This is a genomic window from Bacillus sp. RCC_6_1, assembly GCF_041360755.1.
Taxonomy (GTDB): Bacteria; Bacillota; Bacilli; order Bacillales; family Bacillaceae_G; genus Bacillus_A; species Bacillus_A cereus.
The window spans coordinates 121,256-137,011 of sequence record NZ_JBFUPV010000008.1 but is presented as its reverse complement, the minus strand read 5'-3'; the positions used below and the strand labels follow the sequence as shown (position 1 = coordinate 137,011).

The following is a 15,756-nucleotide window of genomic DNA, read 5'->3' as shown; positions in this document are numbered from 1 at the left end:
CTTAAATTATATAACAGAATTAATTATCTGTAATGATATTTTAAAAATTGTTATTAAATTGTCGTATTTTGTGCACAAAATCTTCAAAACTTTAAAACTGTATTTACTTTACTCTTTAGTTTATATAAATTGTGATATGTAACATTATATATGTTAAAAATATTTCAGTGAGGTGAGTTTATGGAAGGTAAGAAACAAAGGAAGTGGTATCAGTATTTAATACAACTTATCGTAGTTGCATTAATTGTTACTTCTATACCACTGAATGGGTTGGCAGAAACGGCACCACCGTTTACACCATCTCCAAATTCAGAACAAAGTCCAGAAGTGGAAAAGAAAGAGGAGCAGGAATTACCAGCTCCACATCCAGATCAATTAAAGAAGGATAAGGCTAAAGCACAGGCGAGTCCGACTGAGATTGTAGAAGAAAGAACGGAAACCGAAAAGGTTTTTGATAACAATGATGGTACTTTTACAAAGAGGGTATATACGGAACCGATTCATGCAGAGAAAGATGGAAAGCTAGAAGAGGTTTCACCGAAATTAGTAGAAGCACCAAATGAAAAAATTGTAACGGAAAATACAACATTAGAACCAGAGTTCGAGAAAGCGACACAAGATGGAAAGTACGTTCAATTTAAAGTAAAAGATCATACTATTCAGTATAAACTAATAAGTGCAAATGGTGAAAAAGGTGAAATGAAGCCATCACCAGTCACTGCAACACATGAAAATAATACAGTATGGTATAAAGGGGTCTTCCCAAATATTGATTTAAAGAGTACGACATTCAATGAAAATGTAAAAGAAGATTTTGTATTACGTGAGTATACAGGACACCACATTTTTACATTTGCATTAGAAACAGATTTAACACCTAGCTTACAGGAAGATGGTTCAATCGACTTCCAAGATGAGAAAAAAGAAAAAGTATTCACATTGCCGAAACCATATATGAATGATTCCAATGTGGATCAACAATCAGGTGAGGCTGTAACGTCAGATGCAGTTCGCTACAATATTGAGAAGAAAGATGAAAAAACATATACATTAACTGTTACTGCAGATCCGCAGTGGTTACAAGCACCAGAGCGAAAATATCCGGTATATGTAGATCCTTCAATTGAATTGGATAATTTTGAAAATGCTTACGCTTCAAGTGCGTATCCAACTGTCAATTATTCAGGGGGAAAACTTTGGGATTCAGGTCAAAATGCTTATACGTTAAAAGTTGGATATTATGATGGAGCATCTGGAACTAATTTTTCATTTATTAAACCAGATGTTTCAAACTTAAAGGGTGCAAAGATTGAAAGTGCAACATTCCATGCCTATGCAGTTTGGCATTATTATGCGAATCAACCAAATGGTGTTTGGTTAGATGAAGTAACAAGTGGATGGAATGTCGGAAGTGTAAACTGGAATAACAAACCAGGTTCTAACAACATTGCACACGCTGATGTGGGCCGCGGAAAATGGGCCCAGTTCAATGTAACGAATACAGTGAAAGCATGGGTAGAAGGCGCGAGACCAAACAATGGCTTTAAGCTACATGCAAATGGTAATGGTCAAAACCATTGGAAGAAATTCATTGCAGCTGAAAATGGAACGAATGCACCATTCTTGGAAGTGAAATATTCCTACGCAAAACCAAATAAGCCAAGAGTACAAGCTTACTCAAATGGGAGTGGGAGTGGTTCAGGTCACTTCAATGTACAATGGGACGCAGTTCCAGGAGCAACAGGTTATAAAGTTGCCATTTTTAATGGATATGACTATGAATATATTCCTGTTGGGAATGTGACAAGCTGGACGACGAAAGATAAAAAAATATTCCCGACGCCAGAAGAAATTGCACAAGGGCGTTACTGGATACATGATGACGGAAAAGGTGCAGAAGCGCCTACTAACCCAGGACAAATATATAAAAATGCTTACGAGTCAGGAGGTCCATACGGGGATTATAGCGGAAGAAGTAGCTACTGGATTCGTATTGTAGCAGAGTATCCGTTTGGGGATAGTCCACTTTCAGATGAAATAGTTCCATTTATTCCATTAGAACAAGTGAAAAAGCCAGATGGATCGGCCTACATTAATGCGACAGATAAAGAAACAGGATATGTCACATTAAAGTGGGATGCAGTTCCAGCGGCTGCAGGCTATAAAGTTTGGATTTATAACGGAAAAGATTACGAAGCGTTCGACGTAGGAAATAAAACAAATTGGACAACGCAAAATGAGAAAATTTGGCCAACGAAAGATGAAATTGCAAAAGGCCAATATTTACTTCATCATGATAAAAAAGGTGCAGAATTAGCAGTTGATCCATCACCTGTGTATAAGAATTCTGGCGGAATTTATGCTGGCTTTAAAAATTATTGGTTCCGTGTAACAGCGTATAGTAAAGCCGGACATGCTGAAAGTGAAATTTCGCATGAGTTTGTACCTAAATTTGCTCAAGACTTTGGGTTTATAGGGATGTTTGATTACTGGGCATCAGTTCCAGTACTAAATGGTAAAGTAAATGCTACAAATGGTAACTTTATCATGAGTGAAAAAGATATTACGTTATCAGGGCGCGGACCGGATGTATCAGTGGAAAGAACGTATAATAGCCAAAGTAAAAAAGTAGGTTTATTTGGTACAGGTTGGTCTAGTGGATTAGAAGAAAGAATTTTGGCTGAAGGAAATGGAAACTTACTATTAATTTCTGCCGATGGCGCAAATATTACTTTTACTAGAACGGGAGATAATACGTATCAAGCCCCTACTGGTATATATTTAGAAATTAAACAAGTATCAGGCGGATATGAAATAAAAGATAAAGACCAAACGGTTACTTTCTATAAATCTGGAGATGCACAAGGTCGTATCCAGTATACAAAAGATAAATACGGAAATACGACGACATATGAGTATGATGGTGAATCACGTTTATCAAAAGTGAAAAATGCTTCTGGCAAAGAGTTAGTCGTACAATATGATGGAAATAATAAAAAAGCAGCAAGAGTAATCGGCCCAGATAGCAAGACGATTACATTTAAATATGATGGAGATTTACTCGTTTCTTCTACAACACCAGAAGGAAAAGTATATAAATACGGATATGATAATGGATTACTAACATCTATTTATGATCCGCAACATACCGATGCCAAACCATATAAAACATCGTATGCATACGAGAATAATAGATTAGTAAAAGTAACGGACCCATTAGGAAAAGCTACGACATTAGCATATAATACAGATGCGAAGGAAGTTACGTTAACGAATCCTAAAGGACGTAAAACTGTTTATACGTATAACGATGCTGGAAACCCAGTCAAAACAGTTGAAGATTCTGGACGTCTAAATTTAACGACAACGTATGAATATAATGCAAATAACCTAGTAAAAACAACAACTCCTAAAAATCAAACAGAAACAGCGACCTATGATGGTAATGGGAATGTAACTTCTGTTACTGATGAAATGGGAACAGAAAAGTTTGAGTACAATAAAGACAACGGGCTTATAAAAGCGACAGATAACGAAAATCGTGAAACAACAGTTGCTTATAAGGCTGCAAATACAGAAGTATCTGAAACAGACCAAGCAGCAAATACATCATCTTTCATGCAGTATGATCAGTTTGGAAATCCAATTGCGACAACTAGAGAGCTGGGAACAGGAGAAAACCTGATTCAAAATCCAAGCTTTGAAATGAATGGTACGGAAAAATGGGTACCAGTAAATGTGAATAATTCCGGAGCTATTACAAAAGATGCAACATCAGCACCAGGTGGTCTGGGCGGAGAATCATCACTTAAAATTTCAACAAAAGCAACGAATAATGATTGGGGCTATATTGCTGCAATTCAAGAAGTAACGTTAGAACCAAATACAACGTATACGTTAAGTGGTATGATGAAAACGGATTTAGCCAATGGTGCCGCTTTCTTCAATGTACAGTTATTAAATGAAAACGGTGCTGGTGTAGATGGTGGATGGCATGATACTCGTCACAATAAAGTTCAAGGAACGAGGGATTGGGTTAACCGTCAAGTTACTTTTAAAACAACAGAACAAACGAGAAAAGTAAAAATCTATTTACAAGTAGAAAATGGCGGTTCTGCTACGAGTGGTTCAGTCTGGTTTGATAAGATTCAACTAGAAAAAGGTGAAGTTTCTTCTAGCTTTAACCCAATTGAAAATAGTAGTTTAGAAAATATGGCGGGAAATGGCTGTATGCCAGGTTGGATTAGAGGAGATGGAACAAGCTGTGATCCGAAAGATGTTTCTCAGCAAGAGAGCTTTACGGGACATTCATCTATTGTATTAGAGCGTAGCCAATATGGTGGTTCAGATGTAGGATATGGCAAGCATATTACTATAAATCAGAAAAAAGCAGAACCAATTACGCTAACAGGAATGTCTAAATCAGTAAATGTAGAAAATACTGCACCAGATAAACTCTCTCGAGATTACTCTATTTGGGCAGATGTACATTATCAAGATGGTAGTGGGGAAAATTTCCAAGCGAAATTCCCAAGTGGGACAAATGATTGGAATCGTAGTGCGGTTGTAATCCCTGCCACTAAACCAATTAAACGTATGGAAGTTTATATGCTCTTTAGAAGAGAGAATAAAGGAAAAGTTTGGTTTGATGATATACGCCTATTAGAAGGAAACGCTCTTATTAAAAACGAGTACGACAACGATGGAAATGTTGTTGCGACGTATGATGAAGAAGGACAGAAAAATACATTCGCATACGATGCATCAGGAAATAAAAAGAGCGAGACAGATGAAAAAGGAAATACAAAACTATATGATTATAACAAAGATAATCTATTAACAAAGGTTACATTAAAAAATGGTACTTCTGTAAATTATCGTTATGATCATAATGGAAACACAACAGAGAAATCTGTCATGTTTGGTGGGAAAACGCAAACACACAAATATGAATATGATGTAGATAATAAAAATACAGTATATATCGATGCGTTAAACCGTCGTATTGAAAATACGTACGATGAAAATGCAAACAAGATTAAAACAAAAATGCCAAACGGCTCTATTCTAGAATCTGTATATGATACAGCAGATCGTGTCGTTGGTGAAAAGCGCAACGGAAAAGATTCATTTACATTTGAACGTGATCAAAATGGACAAGTTACGAAAGTAAAAGACCATGTCAATGGTGTAGAACGCACGAAAACATACGATAAGGCTGACCGTGTCACAAGTGCAACAGATAGCCGAGGCGGAAAAGTAGACTGGGCGTATCATGACAAAGCAAACAGTAAGACAGAAAAACTAAAAGAACAAACAGTAACGCAAGGCGGATACACAAATAAAGTATCGTATGACTACAACACGTTAGATCAAAACATTCGTGTGACAGACGGTTCTCAAACGTATCGATTTGATTATGACGATCAAGGCAATGTTCGTACGTATACAGCTGGAAATGGTTCGGGTTCTACCTTCAACTATGATCATGCGAACAAAATTAAAGATTTAGTAGTAGGTACGTCAAATAGTATTCTACTTTCTGAACGATATGAATATGACCAAGCGGGTAACCGTACGAAGATTAAACATGAAGGTGCGGGCGGAAAAGTAACGGAAACAAACTTTGTATATGACCCGATCAACCAACTATTAAATGAAGCATTACCAAACGGAATAACTAAATCATACACATATGATGGATTTGGAAACCGTACAAGTGTGAAAGTTGTAGAGAATGGAAAAGAAACAAAGTCTATAGCGGCAACGTTTAATGAAGGAAATCAACTTGTCAAATTCGGAAACGAATCGTTAACGTATGATGCGAATGGAAATCGTACATCTGATGGAAAGTACAAGTATACATGGAATGAAGACGATCAGATTGTAGCGATCACAAAACAAGGTGAAAGCAATGCATTCGCAACATATAAGTATGATGAGGATAATCGTCGTATTGAAAAGAGTGTGAATGGTCAAGTAACACGTTATTTCTATGATGGAGATAGTATTAATCCGTTATATGAGACTGATGGTAGTGGAAATGTTCTTCGTCAATATGTATACTCAACAAGTGGCGCGCGTCTAGCCATGAAATCAAAAGGACAAACGTTATACTATCACTACAACCCTCGTGGTGATGTCGTTGCGATGACGAATCAGGATAAAGAAGTTGTAGCAACGTATGAATATGATTCATGGGGTAATGTAGTAAAGAGTGAGACGAAAGGTATCGCCGCAGATAATCCATTTGGATATGCGGGATACATGTATGATAAAGAAATTGGGATGTATTATCTGATTGCGCGATACTATAATCCGGATCATGGTGTGTTCTTGTCGATAGATCCAGAGCCGGGTGACGAAGATGATCCTGTGACACAAAATGGATATACGTATGTAGATAATAATCCAGTAATGTTAATAGATCCAGATGGTAATATACCTGTTGCTCCACTTTTAGTAATGGGAGCCAGAGTAGCTGCTCCTCACGTTATCAGGTATGCTGGCCGTATAACAGCTAAGCATTTGGCTAAAAGGCATACTGTTTATGTTTTGAAAAATAGTGCAGGTAAAGTGAAATATGTCGGCAGAACTGTTAATCCAGCTACTAGGAAATTAGCTCATAAAGCGGCACATCCTGACTTGAAATTTACACGTGTAAGACGTAATTTAGATTATTTTCAGGCCAGAGGGATGGAACAGCGCTTCTATCTAAAATATGGTGGAAAAAAAGCATTACGAAATAAAATTAGACCGGTAAGTAAAACAAATAAAAACTATAAATTCTATATGCAGCAAAGTCGTGCAAAATATAAAAAGTGAAAGTAAGTGGATATTTTATTTTTAATTTTGGGTAGAGCAGTATTAAAAAAATCCCCCTAAGCGAATTAGAGGGGGATTTTTTCAAAGTGATTTATTTTCACTTATATTGGAGTAGTGTGATTTTTAATCTGAATAATATTTGGAGGGGATTTTATGTTTCCATTAGGCAAACAACCTAAGGTTACTAGAGATTTAGTTGGAGTTAATAATGATGTGCAAAAGTTGTCTGTTGATGGTAAAACAAAGAATATAGAACTTTTAGGTAAGTTGAAAATTAAGGAATTATGGGTTTTTGCAGTGAATCAGAAGCAATTTGATAGAATTATGATGCATGTTAATCCTGAATTATTATATGTTTATGAAATGAGAGTAGAAAATTTATCGACCCTACAAATGATGTCTAATTTAAGGGAAGTATATTTGTGTTGGAATACTAAAAATACTGATTTGTGGAATTTTAGTTATAATAAAAATCTTACTTATTTATTAATAGAAGACTTCTCGAAATTAGAAGACTTAACACCAATAAAAGATGGAGAAAACTTAGGAGGTTTTTATTTAGGAGGCGGGACAACAAAAGCATTAAATGTAAAAACGTTGGAACCAATTGGTGATTTAGTACGATTAAATGAGTTAACTTTAATGAATATTAAAGTTCAAGATCATTCTTTAGAGCCATTAATGAATTTGAAAGGGCTAAAAAAATTAAATTTATCCAACCAATTCCCTATGGAAGAATACGCCAAATTATCAGTGGTATTACAGAATACAGAATGTGAATTTTTTAAACCATATGTACGCATGGAGCCCACAGAAGGAAAAGATATAATGATGATTGGTAGAAAAAGACCTTTCCTTAATTCGAAGATAGATGCTGAAAAAATAAGAAAATATGAGCAAGAATTTAAAAAGGTGCAGGAAGAATTTATAGGTGGAATTAAAGAAATTTAGTCCCTAAACAAAGGGGAATTAAGGAATTTCATAGAATGAAAATTACTAATTAGAAGAGAAAATTGGATTTGTAGAAGATTTACACTTAGAAAGTGATTTGAAGGAGAATAAAAATGTTAGAAACTGTTCATGAAAGAAAAAAACGAGAAAATCAGGATATAGAAACATTAGCAGCTTTGAAGGATGCAGGATCTAATTTAACGAAAGTACATTATCTAGAACATTACTTTTTAGTAGATACAATAGAGATTGCAGAGAAAATTGCAGATGTACTACATGAAAAAGGTTATGATATTTATGAACCATCTGAACAAGTATCAGAAGACGGATTAAGTTTTTATGTATTTATAGTCGGAAAAAATTGTATACCAACAGAAGAAAATGTGTGGGAAGAAACAAAGCAAATGGCTGAGTTGGCGATTTTATATAGTGGGACATGTGATAGTTATGATGGATGGGAAACACAAGTTGTAGAGTGATAATAAAGAAGGACTATTCTAAATTAAATTTTAGATAGTCTTTTTTTATTGTAAAAATAGGTACTGAATTAATAATAACCACAAATGGTATAGAACGCACGAAAACATACGACAAGGCTGACCGCGTCACAAGCGCAACAGATAGCCGAGGCGGAAAAATTGACTGGGCATATCACGATAAAGCAAACAGTAAGACAGAAAAATTAAAAGAACAAACAATAACGCAAGGCGGATACACAAATAAAGTATCGTATGACTATAATACGTTAGATCAAAATATTCGTGTGACAGATGGTTCTCAAACGTATCGCTTTGATTATGACGATCAAGGAAATGTTCGTACGTATACAGCTGGAAATGGTTCGGGTTCTACCTTTAACTATGACCATGCGAACAAGATTAAAGATTTAGTAGTAGGTACATCAAACAGTATTCTTCTATCTGAACGATATGAATATGACCAATCGGGTAACCGTACGAAAATTAAACATGAAGGTTCGGGCGGAAAAGTAACAGAAACAAACTTTGTATATGACCCGATTAACCAACTATTAAATGAGACATTACCAAACGGAACAAGTAAATCCTACACATATGAGGGATTTAGAAACCGTACAAGGTTGAAAGTTGGAGAGAATGGAAAAGAAACAAAGTTTACAACGGCAACATTTAATGAAGGAAATCAGCTTGTAAAATTCAGAAATGAATCGTTAACATATTATGATAATAGCAATATAAAAAGATTTTAGCATATAAAAAGAAAAATAATGGAAAGCGTCCTCCACTAAATAAAAGTGACTATTGAAAAGGATGAGTAATTATGAGATTTTTTTTAAGTGGTGAATTAGAAGGTGACATTGCTGAGGAATTTATAAATATAATTTCAGAAATCGGTAGTGAACTTGAAGGATTAAATAGTAATGATTATGGTAGGGAAGTAGAAGAAATAGCTATAATCCCTATAGTAGCTAAAATAACTCCGGCATATGAAGATGCGGGTTTTCATAAAGAAAGAAAGCTCTTTAAAAGGAAGAGTAAAGAAGCAGATTTTAGATTAAGGATTGATTATGAAACATTTTTATCTGCAGATTATGCTACGAGAAAAATACTGATAATTAGAAATGTTATTCAATCTATTAGAATATTAGGGGGAAGGGCTAAGTCTGATTTTAATGCAATAAAGTTAGAGCAAGATATTTTACAAATTTTTGATATCAACGTGAGTATATAGTAGGGCATTTTAAAGATGAGTATTATATAGTATCTTTATGTTCGGAAAATCAAGTATTTGTTTGTTATGCGGAAGAACGGATTATGGAATAAAATAAAAGCTACTAAAGTTTTTACGTTGAGAATGAAAATGCACTCGAATTTTCGGGTGCGTTTTTTTACAACTTCTATATTTAGAATCACTGAGAGGATTTTCATCTATATGAAAGATATCGTCTGTAAAGAGTTAAAAAGCTATAAGTCCATTGTTGAAGCGTATCAGTTTAAAAAAATGAGTTTGGATTATAAACAAAATGTAATGTTACTCGTACAAAATGATACAGATCAGCCTTGTATAATTTACCTGGATAAAAATAATTTACATATAAAGAGTTTCAATTTAACTGTGGATATTGATGTTGAATCTGTTCAATGTATGCAACGAATCGGAGAGAGATGGTTGCTTATATTTAATTATGAAGGTGATAATGCAGTTATTTATAACCCAGACGGAAGTGAATATATTAAGTTTTATGCCGGAGAAGGGATTCAAGATTGTCAAGTTGATGCGAATGAAGATATATGGATTAGTTATTGTGATGAAGGGGTTTTCGGAGAGTGCCCAATTGGAGTAAATGGTATAGTTGCTTTTGATTCTAAAGGTCAATTGATTTTTAATCATTATGATCAATATGTAGAAAGGCTTAATGTGCCTCCTATAGATGATTGTTATGCGATGAACGTTATAGATGGAGACGTTTGGCTCTATTATTATTCAGAATTTCCTTTAGTTCAAATGAAAGATAAAGAAATTCATATGTCATGGAATGAAATAAATGTAATTAAGGAAATACGGTCGGAAAGTTTTGCGGTTGCTCAAGACAAAGTAGTATTCATTACGCAAGATAAAAAATTGGTTGTTTATGATTTAAATAATAATCATGTGCATGATATGAATCTTCGTAATGAACTTGGAGAACCGATTCAATTTGGTACTTATTATAGCCGCGGATCTGTTATGTATTTTCAGACGGACGATATGCTGTATTATGTTGATGCACTTAATATGTGAGGTGATAAATATAAAAAGTGTACCCAACGATCTGGGTGCACTTTTTCATAACCGTTATATATTCCTCTTCATCAATTCCCCAACTTGCGTGGCAACGTACTCAATATCATTATCAATCTCATCCAATACGTAAGATTCCAAAATGCCCATGACAGCTGTTCCTAAAAATTTTAAAACGATATGTTTATCGATGTTTTTATTTACTGACGTATTCGTATTTAATTTTTTCTCTATTTCACCCATGATGAAAGTTAGTAATTTTTTTTGAAATGATAAGGTGCTGTTACTTCTAAATAGTGCCGCAAAAAATGGTTTGTGTTCTTTGAAGTATTCAAACCATATGATTGTTCCTTCTATAAATTCTTTGTTTTGCTTCTCGTAGCATATTTCTTTTAATTGGTCTAAATGATCGTCCACAATTTTATCTAATAAATTGTACTTATCTAGATAGTGTAAGTAAAACGTTTTTCTTCCGATGTTTGCTTTTTCGGTAATGTTTTTAACTGTAATTTCATCAAATCCATCTGTAATTAACATTTCTATAAATGCCGATTGAATGGCGTTTTGTGATTTTATAATTCTTCTATCGATTTTCTCCATATCGTGTCCCTCCGTTGTTGATACACATATTTCTTTATGTGTGTATTATCACCCAAATGCGTAAATGTGGTCATTGAAACAAGGTTCTACTCATTTTATTATAAATATACATGTGAGTAATAACTCTCACAAGTGTAAAATTAATAATAAGATAAGGGTGGTTTTATATATGGCAGTTATGAAGGAAAATATAAGATTTTATGCAAGAGGTTTACAAGTTACAGGTATTTTGAACATTCCTGAAGGTGCTGAGGAAAAGAAACAAAATCCATCGATTGTTTGTGTGCATCCAGGTAGTAGCTGTAAAGATCAAACAGCAGGATTGTATGCCGAGAAGTTAGCGGAACAAGGATATGTAACGCTTGCGTTTGATGCGTCATATCAAGGTGAAAGTGAAGGTACACCGAGATATATTGAAGAGCCAGCTGCGCGAGTTGAGGATATTCGCTCAGCAGTAGATTATTTAACTACTCTTCCTTATATAGATGAAGAACGTATCGGTGTGTTAGGTGTTTGTGCAGGCGGTGGTTATGCGGTAAATGCTGCGATGACAGAGCGCCGCATTAAAGCGGTTGGTACAGTTGTTGGTGCAAATATCGGTCGTTTAAATCGTGAGTCTAACCCGATTGGTGTGTTAGAGGCAATTGGTAAACAACGTACTGCTGAAGCACGCGGAGCAGAGGAAATGATTACAAATTGGATTCCTAAAAATCAGGAAGAGTTAGTAGCAGCGGGTATGACCGATATAGATATTGTAGAAGCAGTTGAGTATTACACAACGCCGCGAGGTCAAAGTTTGAACTCGCCAAATAAGTTAAACTTTACGAGTATGGGATCGGTAATCGGTTTTGATGCGTTCCATTTAGCAGATACGTTATTAACGCAGCCGCTGCAAATTATTGTCGGCAGTAAGCAAGGTGCATTTGGTTCTTATAAAGATGGTCATGAGCTTTATGAGAAAGCAGCTTCAGAGAAAAAGGATTTACTTGTTGTGGAAGGTGTGAGTCATTACGATTTATACGATCAACCAGAACCAGTAAAAATTGCAGTTGAAAAATTAACAAGTTTTTATAAAGAGCATTTGTAAAAACAATGTTGATATAAATGGTGCCTATAGTTGTTAGATACAAGTCTAACAACTATAGGTTTTTGCTATGATGAGCGAAGTGCTTAATATTTACGTTATAAGTGCATAACAAGTTATAATAAAAGAAATCAATAAGGAGGCTGGCTGTGAAGAATCTTCGTTATCTCAATATATTTACCATATTAATTATATACACACTACTTATGTTTTACATCGGCTGGAACGGATGGGTTTGGCTTCATGCGGTATTTGGCTGGGAATCTTGGGGATATTATGCTTTTATAGTTGCATTTATTTCATATGCGTACATTCTCGTGCAAGTGTTTAAGTTTTTGCCATTTCTGCGAACGATAGGTTCGATTTGGTTTGCGGTTATACAATATGCGCTTATGCTGTTGCCATTAGCTAATATTATGGTCTTTCTTTTACAGTTTTCAGTAGAGAAAGAAGCGGCAATTATTTGGACAGGGGCGGCTGTGATAGCTGCATTTATCTTTATCTTTGCGTATGGAGTATTTAATGCGTATAGCCCGGTAGTAAGAAAGTACGAGGTGCACATACCGAAAAAAGTAGAGGGACGTAAAAGTTTACGCATTGCGATGGCTTCTGATATGCATTTCGGTAAACTGTCTGGCGTTTCGCATTTAAAAAGGCTTGTTCGTCATGTAAATGAGATGGAACCTGATATTATTTTACTGCCAGGTGATATTATCGATGATCATCCAGGTGTGTTCATTCAAAAGAATATGGGACCAATCATGAAACAAATGAAAGCACCATTAGGCGTATATGGTGTTTTAGGGAACCATGAATACTATGGTAGAGCGGTTCCAGAGTTTTTACAAGAGATGGATAAGATTGATATTCGTATTCTTTTAGATGAAGTAATTACAATTGAAGATGACTTTTATCTCGTTGGAAGAAGAGATAAAACAGAGCGAGATCGTCAAAGCTTTGAACAATTAATGAGTACGGTAGATAAATCGATGCCTGTTATCGCAATGGATCACCAGCCATTTGAGTTGAAACAAGCAGCAGCGGCAGGTGTAGATTTATTATTATCCGGTCATACGCACCGCGGACAAATGGCGCCCAATCATATTGTAACGAGAAGAATGTACGAGCTAGACTGGGGATACGCACAAAAAGGCGCGTTCCACGCAATTGTTTCTTCTGGATTTGGGTTTTGGGGACCACCGCTTAGACTTGGTAGTAGGTCGGAGATTGTGCAGGTAGAAGTTACATTTGAATAGGGGTTATGAAATAGAGAGCTGATGGCTCTCTATTTTTTTAAATAAAAACAAATAACAATAAATATTTATGTTGGTGCTAATTTCATAAAAGAGATAAGATTATAAGACTCGATTAAAATAAAGGGGGATTGTAAGTGATCATATCAGATGTACTATACGGAGAATTTGAAGTGGATCAAGTAGTAGAAGAATTAATTTCAAGTAAGTCTATGCAAAGGCTAAAAGGTATTCATCAAAATGGCGCAAGTTACTTAATGAACGAGAAATGGAATGTAACGCGCTTTGATCATTCAGTTGGTGTTATGTTATTAGTTAAAAAATTAGGTGGTTCAGTAAAAGAACAGATTGCTAGTTTACTGCATGACGTATCGCATACTGCTTTTTCCCATGTGATTGATTACGTTTTTGATAATGAAGATGAAAGTTATCATGAAGAGATATTTAGTTCTGTTGTGAAAAACTCAGAAATTCCAGCGATTCTTGCGAAGTATGGTTATAACTATGAAGATATTTTGTTAGATGATTCGAAATGGACGTTACTGGAAAGGTCAGCGCCCGAATTATGTGCAGATCGAGTGGATTATACGTTACGAGATATGTATACATATGGGTATATTTCTTTAGAAGAAGTTCACAGTTTTTTAGAGGATGTCATCAAAGTAAAGGGGAAAATGGTTCTGCAAAATATCGAAATAGCGGAATGGTTTACAGAAACGTATTACAAGGAAGTAATCGATTTCTTTATGGAACCAATGAATATTTACGGAAATGATATGTTAGCGAAAACGTTAAAGGTAGCTCTTCATAAAAGGATTATTCATGCAGATGATTTTCTTCTTGAAGATGAGGAGCTTATTTCGAAATTGCAGCAATGTAATGACCCCGAAGTAGAAGCTTTATTAAGCAAAGTTCATCGAAATGTAAAGGTAAAAGAAGATAGAAACGATTATGATTTACATCAGAAAAATAAAGTGCGTCTTATTGATCCGCCGTTACTTCGTGAAGGGAAAATCGTTCAGTCGTCTGTTGTGTCAGAAAACATAAGACAGATGAGTGATATTGCTTATGAAAAAGCGGTGAGAGGGATGTATGTGAAAGTGATTTCGAATTAAAAAAGAAGTAGCGCATCGTTTTTAGAGCGCTACTTCTTTTTTATTAATGATCAAACCAATTCCAAATCTCAATATCTCCAAGAGTCGCATAACGTACGTGCGGGGAGTTTTGTAATTTTAATAACTCTTTCGATGGGCCAGTAATAACAATTCCGTATACTTTTACACCGTTATCCTTTACATATTGATAACGTTTATCTAAGTTTAGTTCTTTCTCAGAAAGCGCTGCTATTTTGCTTACCGTTTTTTTATGGATAGAAAGGACGCGCATCATTTCGGTTACTTTGTCTTCTTGCGTTTTCTGCCCGTCAGTTTCATTATCGAGGAATCTTACATGTTCTGGAAACCCTATAGCTTCTCCGCCATGTAGGATATAGTCATCTACATTTTTTCTTTCTTGTCCTGTATCTAAAGCGTACCATACAGGAGTTGGAGGGAGTTCTTGTGCCTCGAATATGCTATATAAAAGCGGTTCTAATTCTTTTAAAGTGTAAGCTTTATCAAAAGAAATTGCTACTTCTGCAACGGTTCCATCATGTACTTTTGCAAGTGTATCCCATACTTTTTTTGATGAATTCTTTAAATAATCACCCTGCTCTGTTTTTGGATGAACAAAGAAGAGTTTTGGTTGATAGAACGGATTCATCCAAGTTTGCTTCGTGATATCTACAGATGATAAGAAGCTTTTTGTTTCTATTGTACCGAGTGGCATTTCTTTTTTACCGACGGTTCTTACTAAATCAAATTGGCTATTTGTACGGAAAAAAGCTTCTACACTTGTTCCGCCTCCCATAACGCGGCTATTTGGGATAGTTGCTTCAAGTGCCAGCGAAGGAACCTCTCTAATTTCTTTTAGCCTTTTATCATTATTAGCTTGAAAATAAAAGGCTGATAATACCCCGCCGATTATATAGATAACGATGCAAATTGATAATATAAAACCAAACGTTTGTAAACGATGTTTCCACTTAATTCTCCAAAAAGGAATTTTAAGATCTTTTGGAGGTAACTTTTTCTTAATTGGTTCTGTCTTTGTTAACAGCTCATCTAAGTAAGCTTCACACTCTTCACATGACTCAATATGACTTTCTAACAGTTCTTGTTCATCATGCGTGAGCGTTCCGGTTTCATACTTCTTCCATAGTTTTTTAAATTCTGTACAGCCCAT

Annotated in this window: 10 protein-coding genes and 1 pseudogene; 9 read left to right on the top strand and 2 right to left on the bottom strand. The window is 35.2% G+C overall.

Annotated elements, in window-relative coordinates:
- Nucleotides 1-180 precede the first annotated feature (180 nt).
- The 6 genes and pseudogenes from AB6801_RS21225 to AB6801_RS21200 all read left to right on the top strand — a co-directional run bounded on the left by AB6801_RS21225 (nucleotide 181) and on the right by AB6801_RS21200 (nucleotide 10,536).
- A complete protein-coding gene (locus tag AB6801_RS21225) occupies nucleotides 181-6,825 on the top strand; it encodes a DNRLRE domain-containing protein (RefSeq protein ID WP_097998868.1) in 6,645 nt (2,214 codons plus the stop codon).
- Nucleotides 6,826-6,978: 153 nt separating this feature from the next.
- On the top strand, nucleotides 6,979-7,776 hold the full coding sequence (locus tag AB6801_RS21220; RefSeq protein ID WP_097998869.1) for a leucine-rich repeat domain-containing protein: 798 nt from the start codon (nucleotides 6,979-6,981) through the stop codon (nucleotides 7,774-7,776).
- A gap of 113 nt (nucleotides 7,777-7,889) precedes the next feature.
- A complete protein-coding gene (locus AB6801_RS21215) occupies nucleotides 7,890-8,255 on the top strand; it encodes a ribonuclease E inhibitor RraB (RefSeq protein WP_097998870.1) in 366 nt (121 codons plus the stop codon).
- Between the two features lie 83 nt (nucleotides 8,256-8,338).
- Nucleotides 8,339-8,989, top strand: a pseudogene (locus AB6801_RS21210) (hypothetical protein); the annotation flags it as partial.
- A gap of 86 nt (nucleotides 8,990-9,075) precedes the next feature.
- Nucleotides 9,076-9,486, top strand: coding sequence for an Imm44 family immunity protein (locus AB6801_RS21205; protein ID WP_097998871.1), 411 nt, complete (start codon nucleotides 9,076-9,078; stop codon nucleotides 9,484-9,486).
- Between the two features lie 201 nt (nucleotides 9,487-9,687).
- Nucleotides 9,688-10,536: a hypothetical protein gene (locus tag AB6801_RS21200; protein WP_103570941.1), complete on the top strand. Its 849-nt coding sequence runs from the start codon at nucleotides 9,688-9,690 to the stop codon at nucleotides 10,534-10,536.
- Nucleotides 10,537-10,590: 54 nt separating this feature from the next.
- On the opposite strand, the gene AB6801_RS21195 is transcribed toward AB6801_RS21200, so the two are convergent.
- Nucleotides 10,591-11,136: a TetR/AcrR family transcriptional regulator gene (locus tag AB6801_RS21195; protein ID WP_097998872.1), complete on the bottom strand. Its 546-nt coding sequence runs from the start codon at nucleotides 11,134-11,136 to the stop codon at nucleotides 10,591-10,593.
- Between the two features lie 169 nt (nucleotides 11,137-11,305).
- Here AB6801_RS21195 and AB6801_RS21190 point away from each other — a divergent pair, with 169 nt between their 5' ends.
- The 3 genes from AB6801_RS21190 (at nucleotide 11,306) to AB6801_RS21180 (ending at nucleotide 14,588) form a co-directional block, all read left to right on the top strand.
- Nucleotides 11,306-12,223, top strand: a complete 918-nt coding sequence (locus AB6801_RS21190; protein ID WP_097998873.1) for an alpha/beta hydrolase — start codon at nucleotides 11,306-11,308, stop codon at nucleotides 12,221-12,223.
- Nucleotides 12,224-12,369: 146 nt separating this feature from the next.
- Nucleotides 12,370-13,476, top strand: coding sequence for a metallophosphoesterase (locus AB6801_RS21185; RefSeq protein WP_000793735.1), 1,107 nt, complete (start codon nucleotides 12,370-12,372; stop codon nucleotides 13,474-13,476).
- A gap of 134 nt (nucleotides 13,477-13,610) precedes the next feature.
- Nucleotides 13,611-14,588: an HD domain-containing protein gene (locus AB6801_RS21180; protein WP_000587070.1), complete on the top strand. Its 978-nt coding sequence runs from the start codon at nucleotides 13,611-13,613 to the stop codon at nucleotides 14,586-14,588.
- A gap of 43 nt (nucleotides 14,589-14,631) precedes the next feature.
- Here AB6801_RS21180 and AB6801_RS21175 read toward each other — a convergent pair whose 3' ends face one another.
- On the bottom strand, nucleotides 14,632-15,756 hold the full coding sequence (locus AB6801_RS21175; RefSeq protein ID WP_000501948.1) for an anti-sigma factor: 1,125 nt from the start codon (nucleotides 15,754-15,756) through the stop codon (nucleotides 14,632-14,634).

Bases quoted from the DNA above. Each gene is read 5' to 3' on its own strand.
- AB6801_RS21200 (WP_103570941.1), top strand. From the start codon at position 9,688: ATGAAAGATATCGTCTGTAAAGAGTTAAAAAGCTATAAGTCCATTGTT.
- AB6801_RS21195 (WP_097998872.1), bottom strand. From the start codon at position 11,136: ATGGAGAAAATCGATAGAAGAATTATAAAATCACAAAACGCCATTCAA.
- AB6801_RS21190 (WP_097998873.1), top strand. From the start codon at position 11,306: ATGGCAGTTATGAAGGAAAATATAAGATTTTATGCAAGAGGTTTACAA.
- AB6801_RS21225 (WP_097998868.1), top strand. From the start codon at position 181: ATGGAAGGTAAGAAACAAAGGAAGTGGTATCAGTATTTAATACAACTT.
- AB6801_RS21175 (WP_000501948.1), bottom strand. From the start codon at position 15,756: ATGGGCTGTACAGAATTTAAAAAACTATGGAAGAAGTATGAAACCGGA.
- AB6801_RS21205 (WP_097998871.1), top strand. From the start codon at position 9,076: ATGAGATTTTTTTTAAGTGGTGAATTAGAAGGTGACATTGCTGAGGAA.
- AB6801_RS21215 (WP_097998870.1), top strand. From the start codon at position 7,890: ATGTTAGAAACTGTTCATGAAAGAAAAAAACGAGAAAATCAGGATATA.
- AB6801_RS21220 (WP_097998869.1), top strand. From the start codon at position 6,979: ATGTTTCCATTAGGCAAACAACCTAAGGTTACTAGAGATTTAGTTGGA.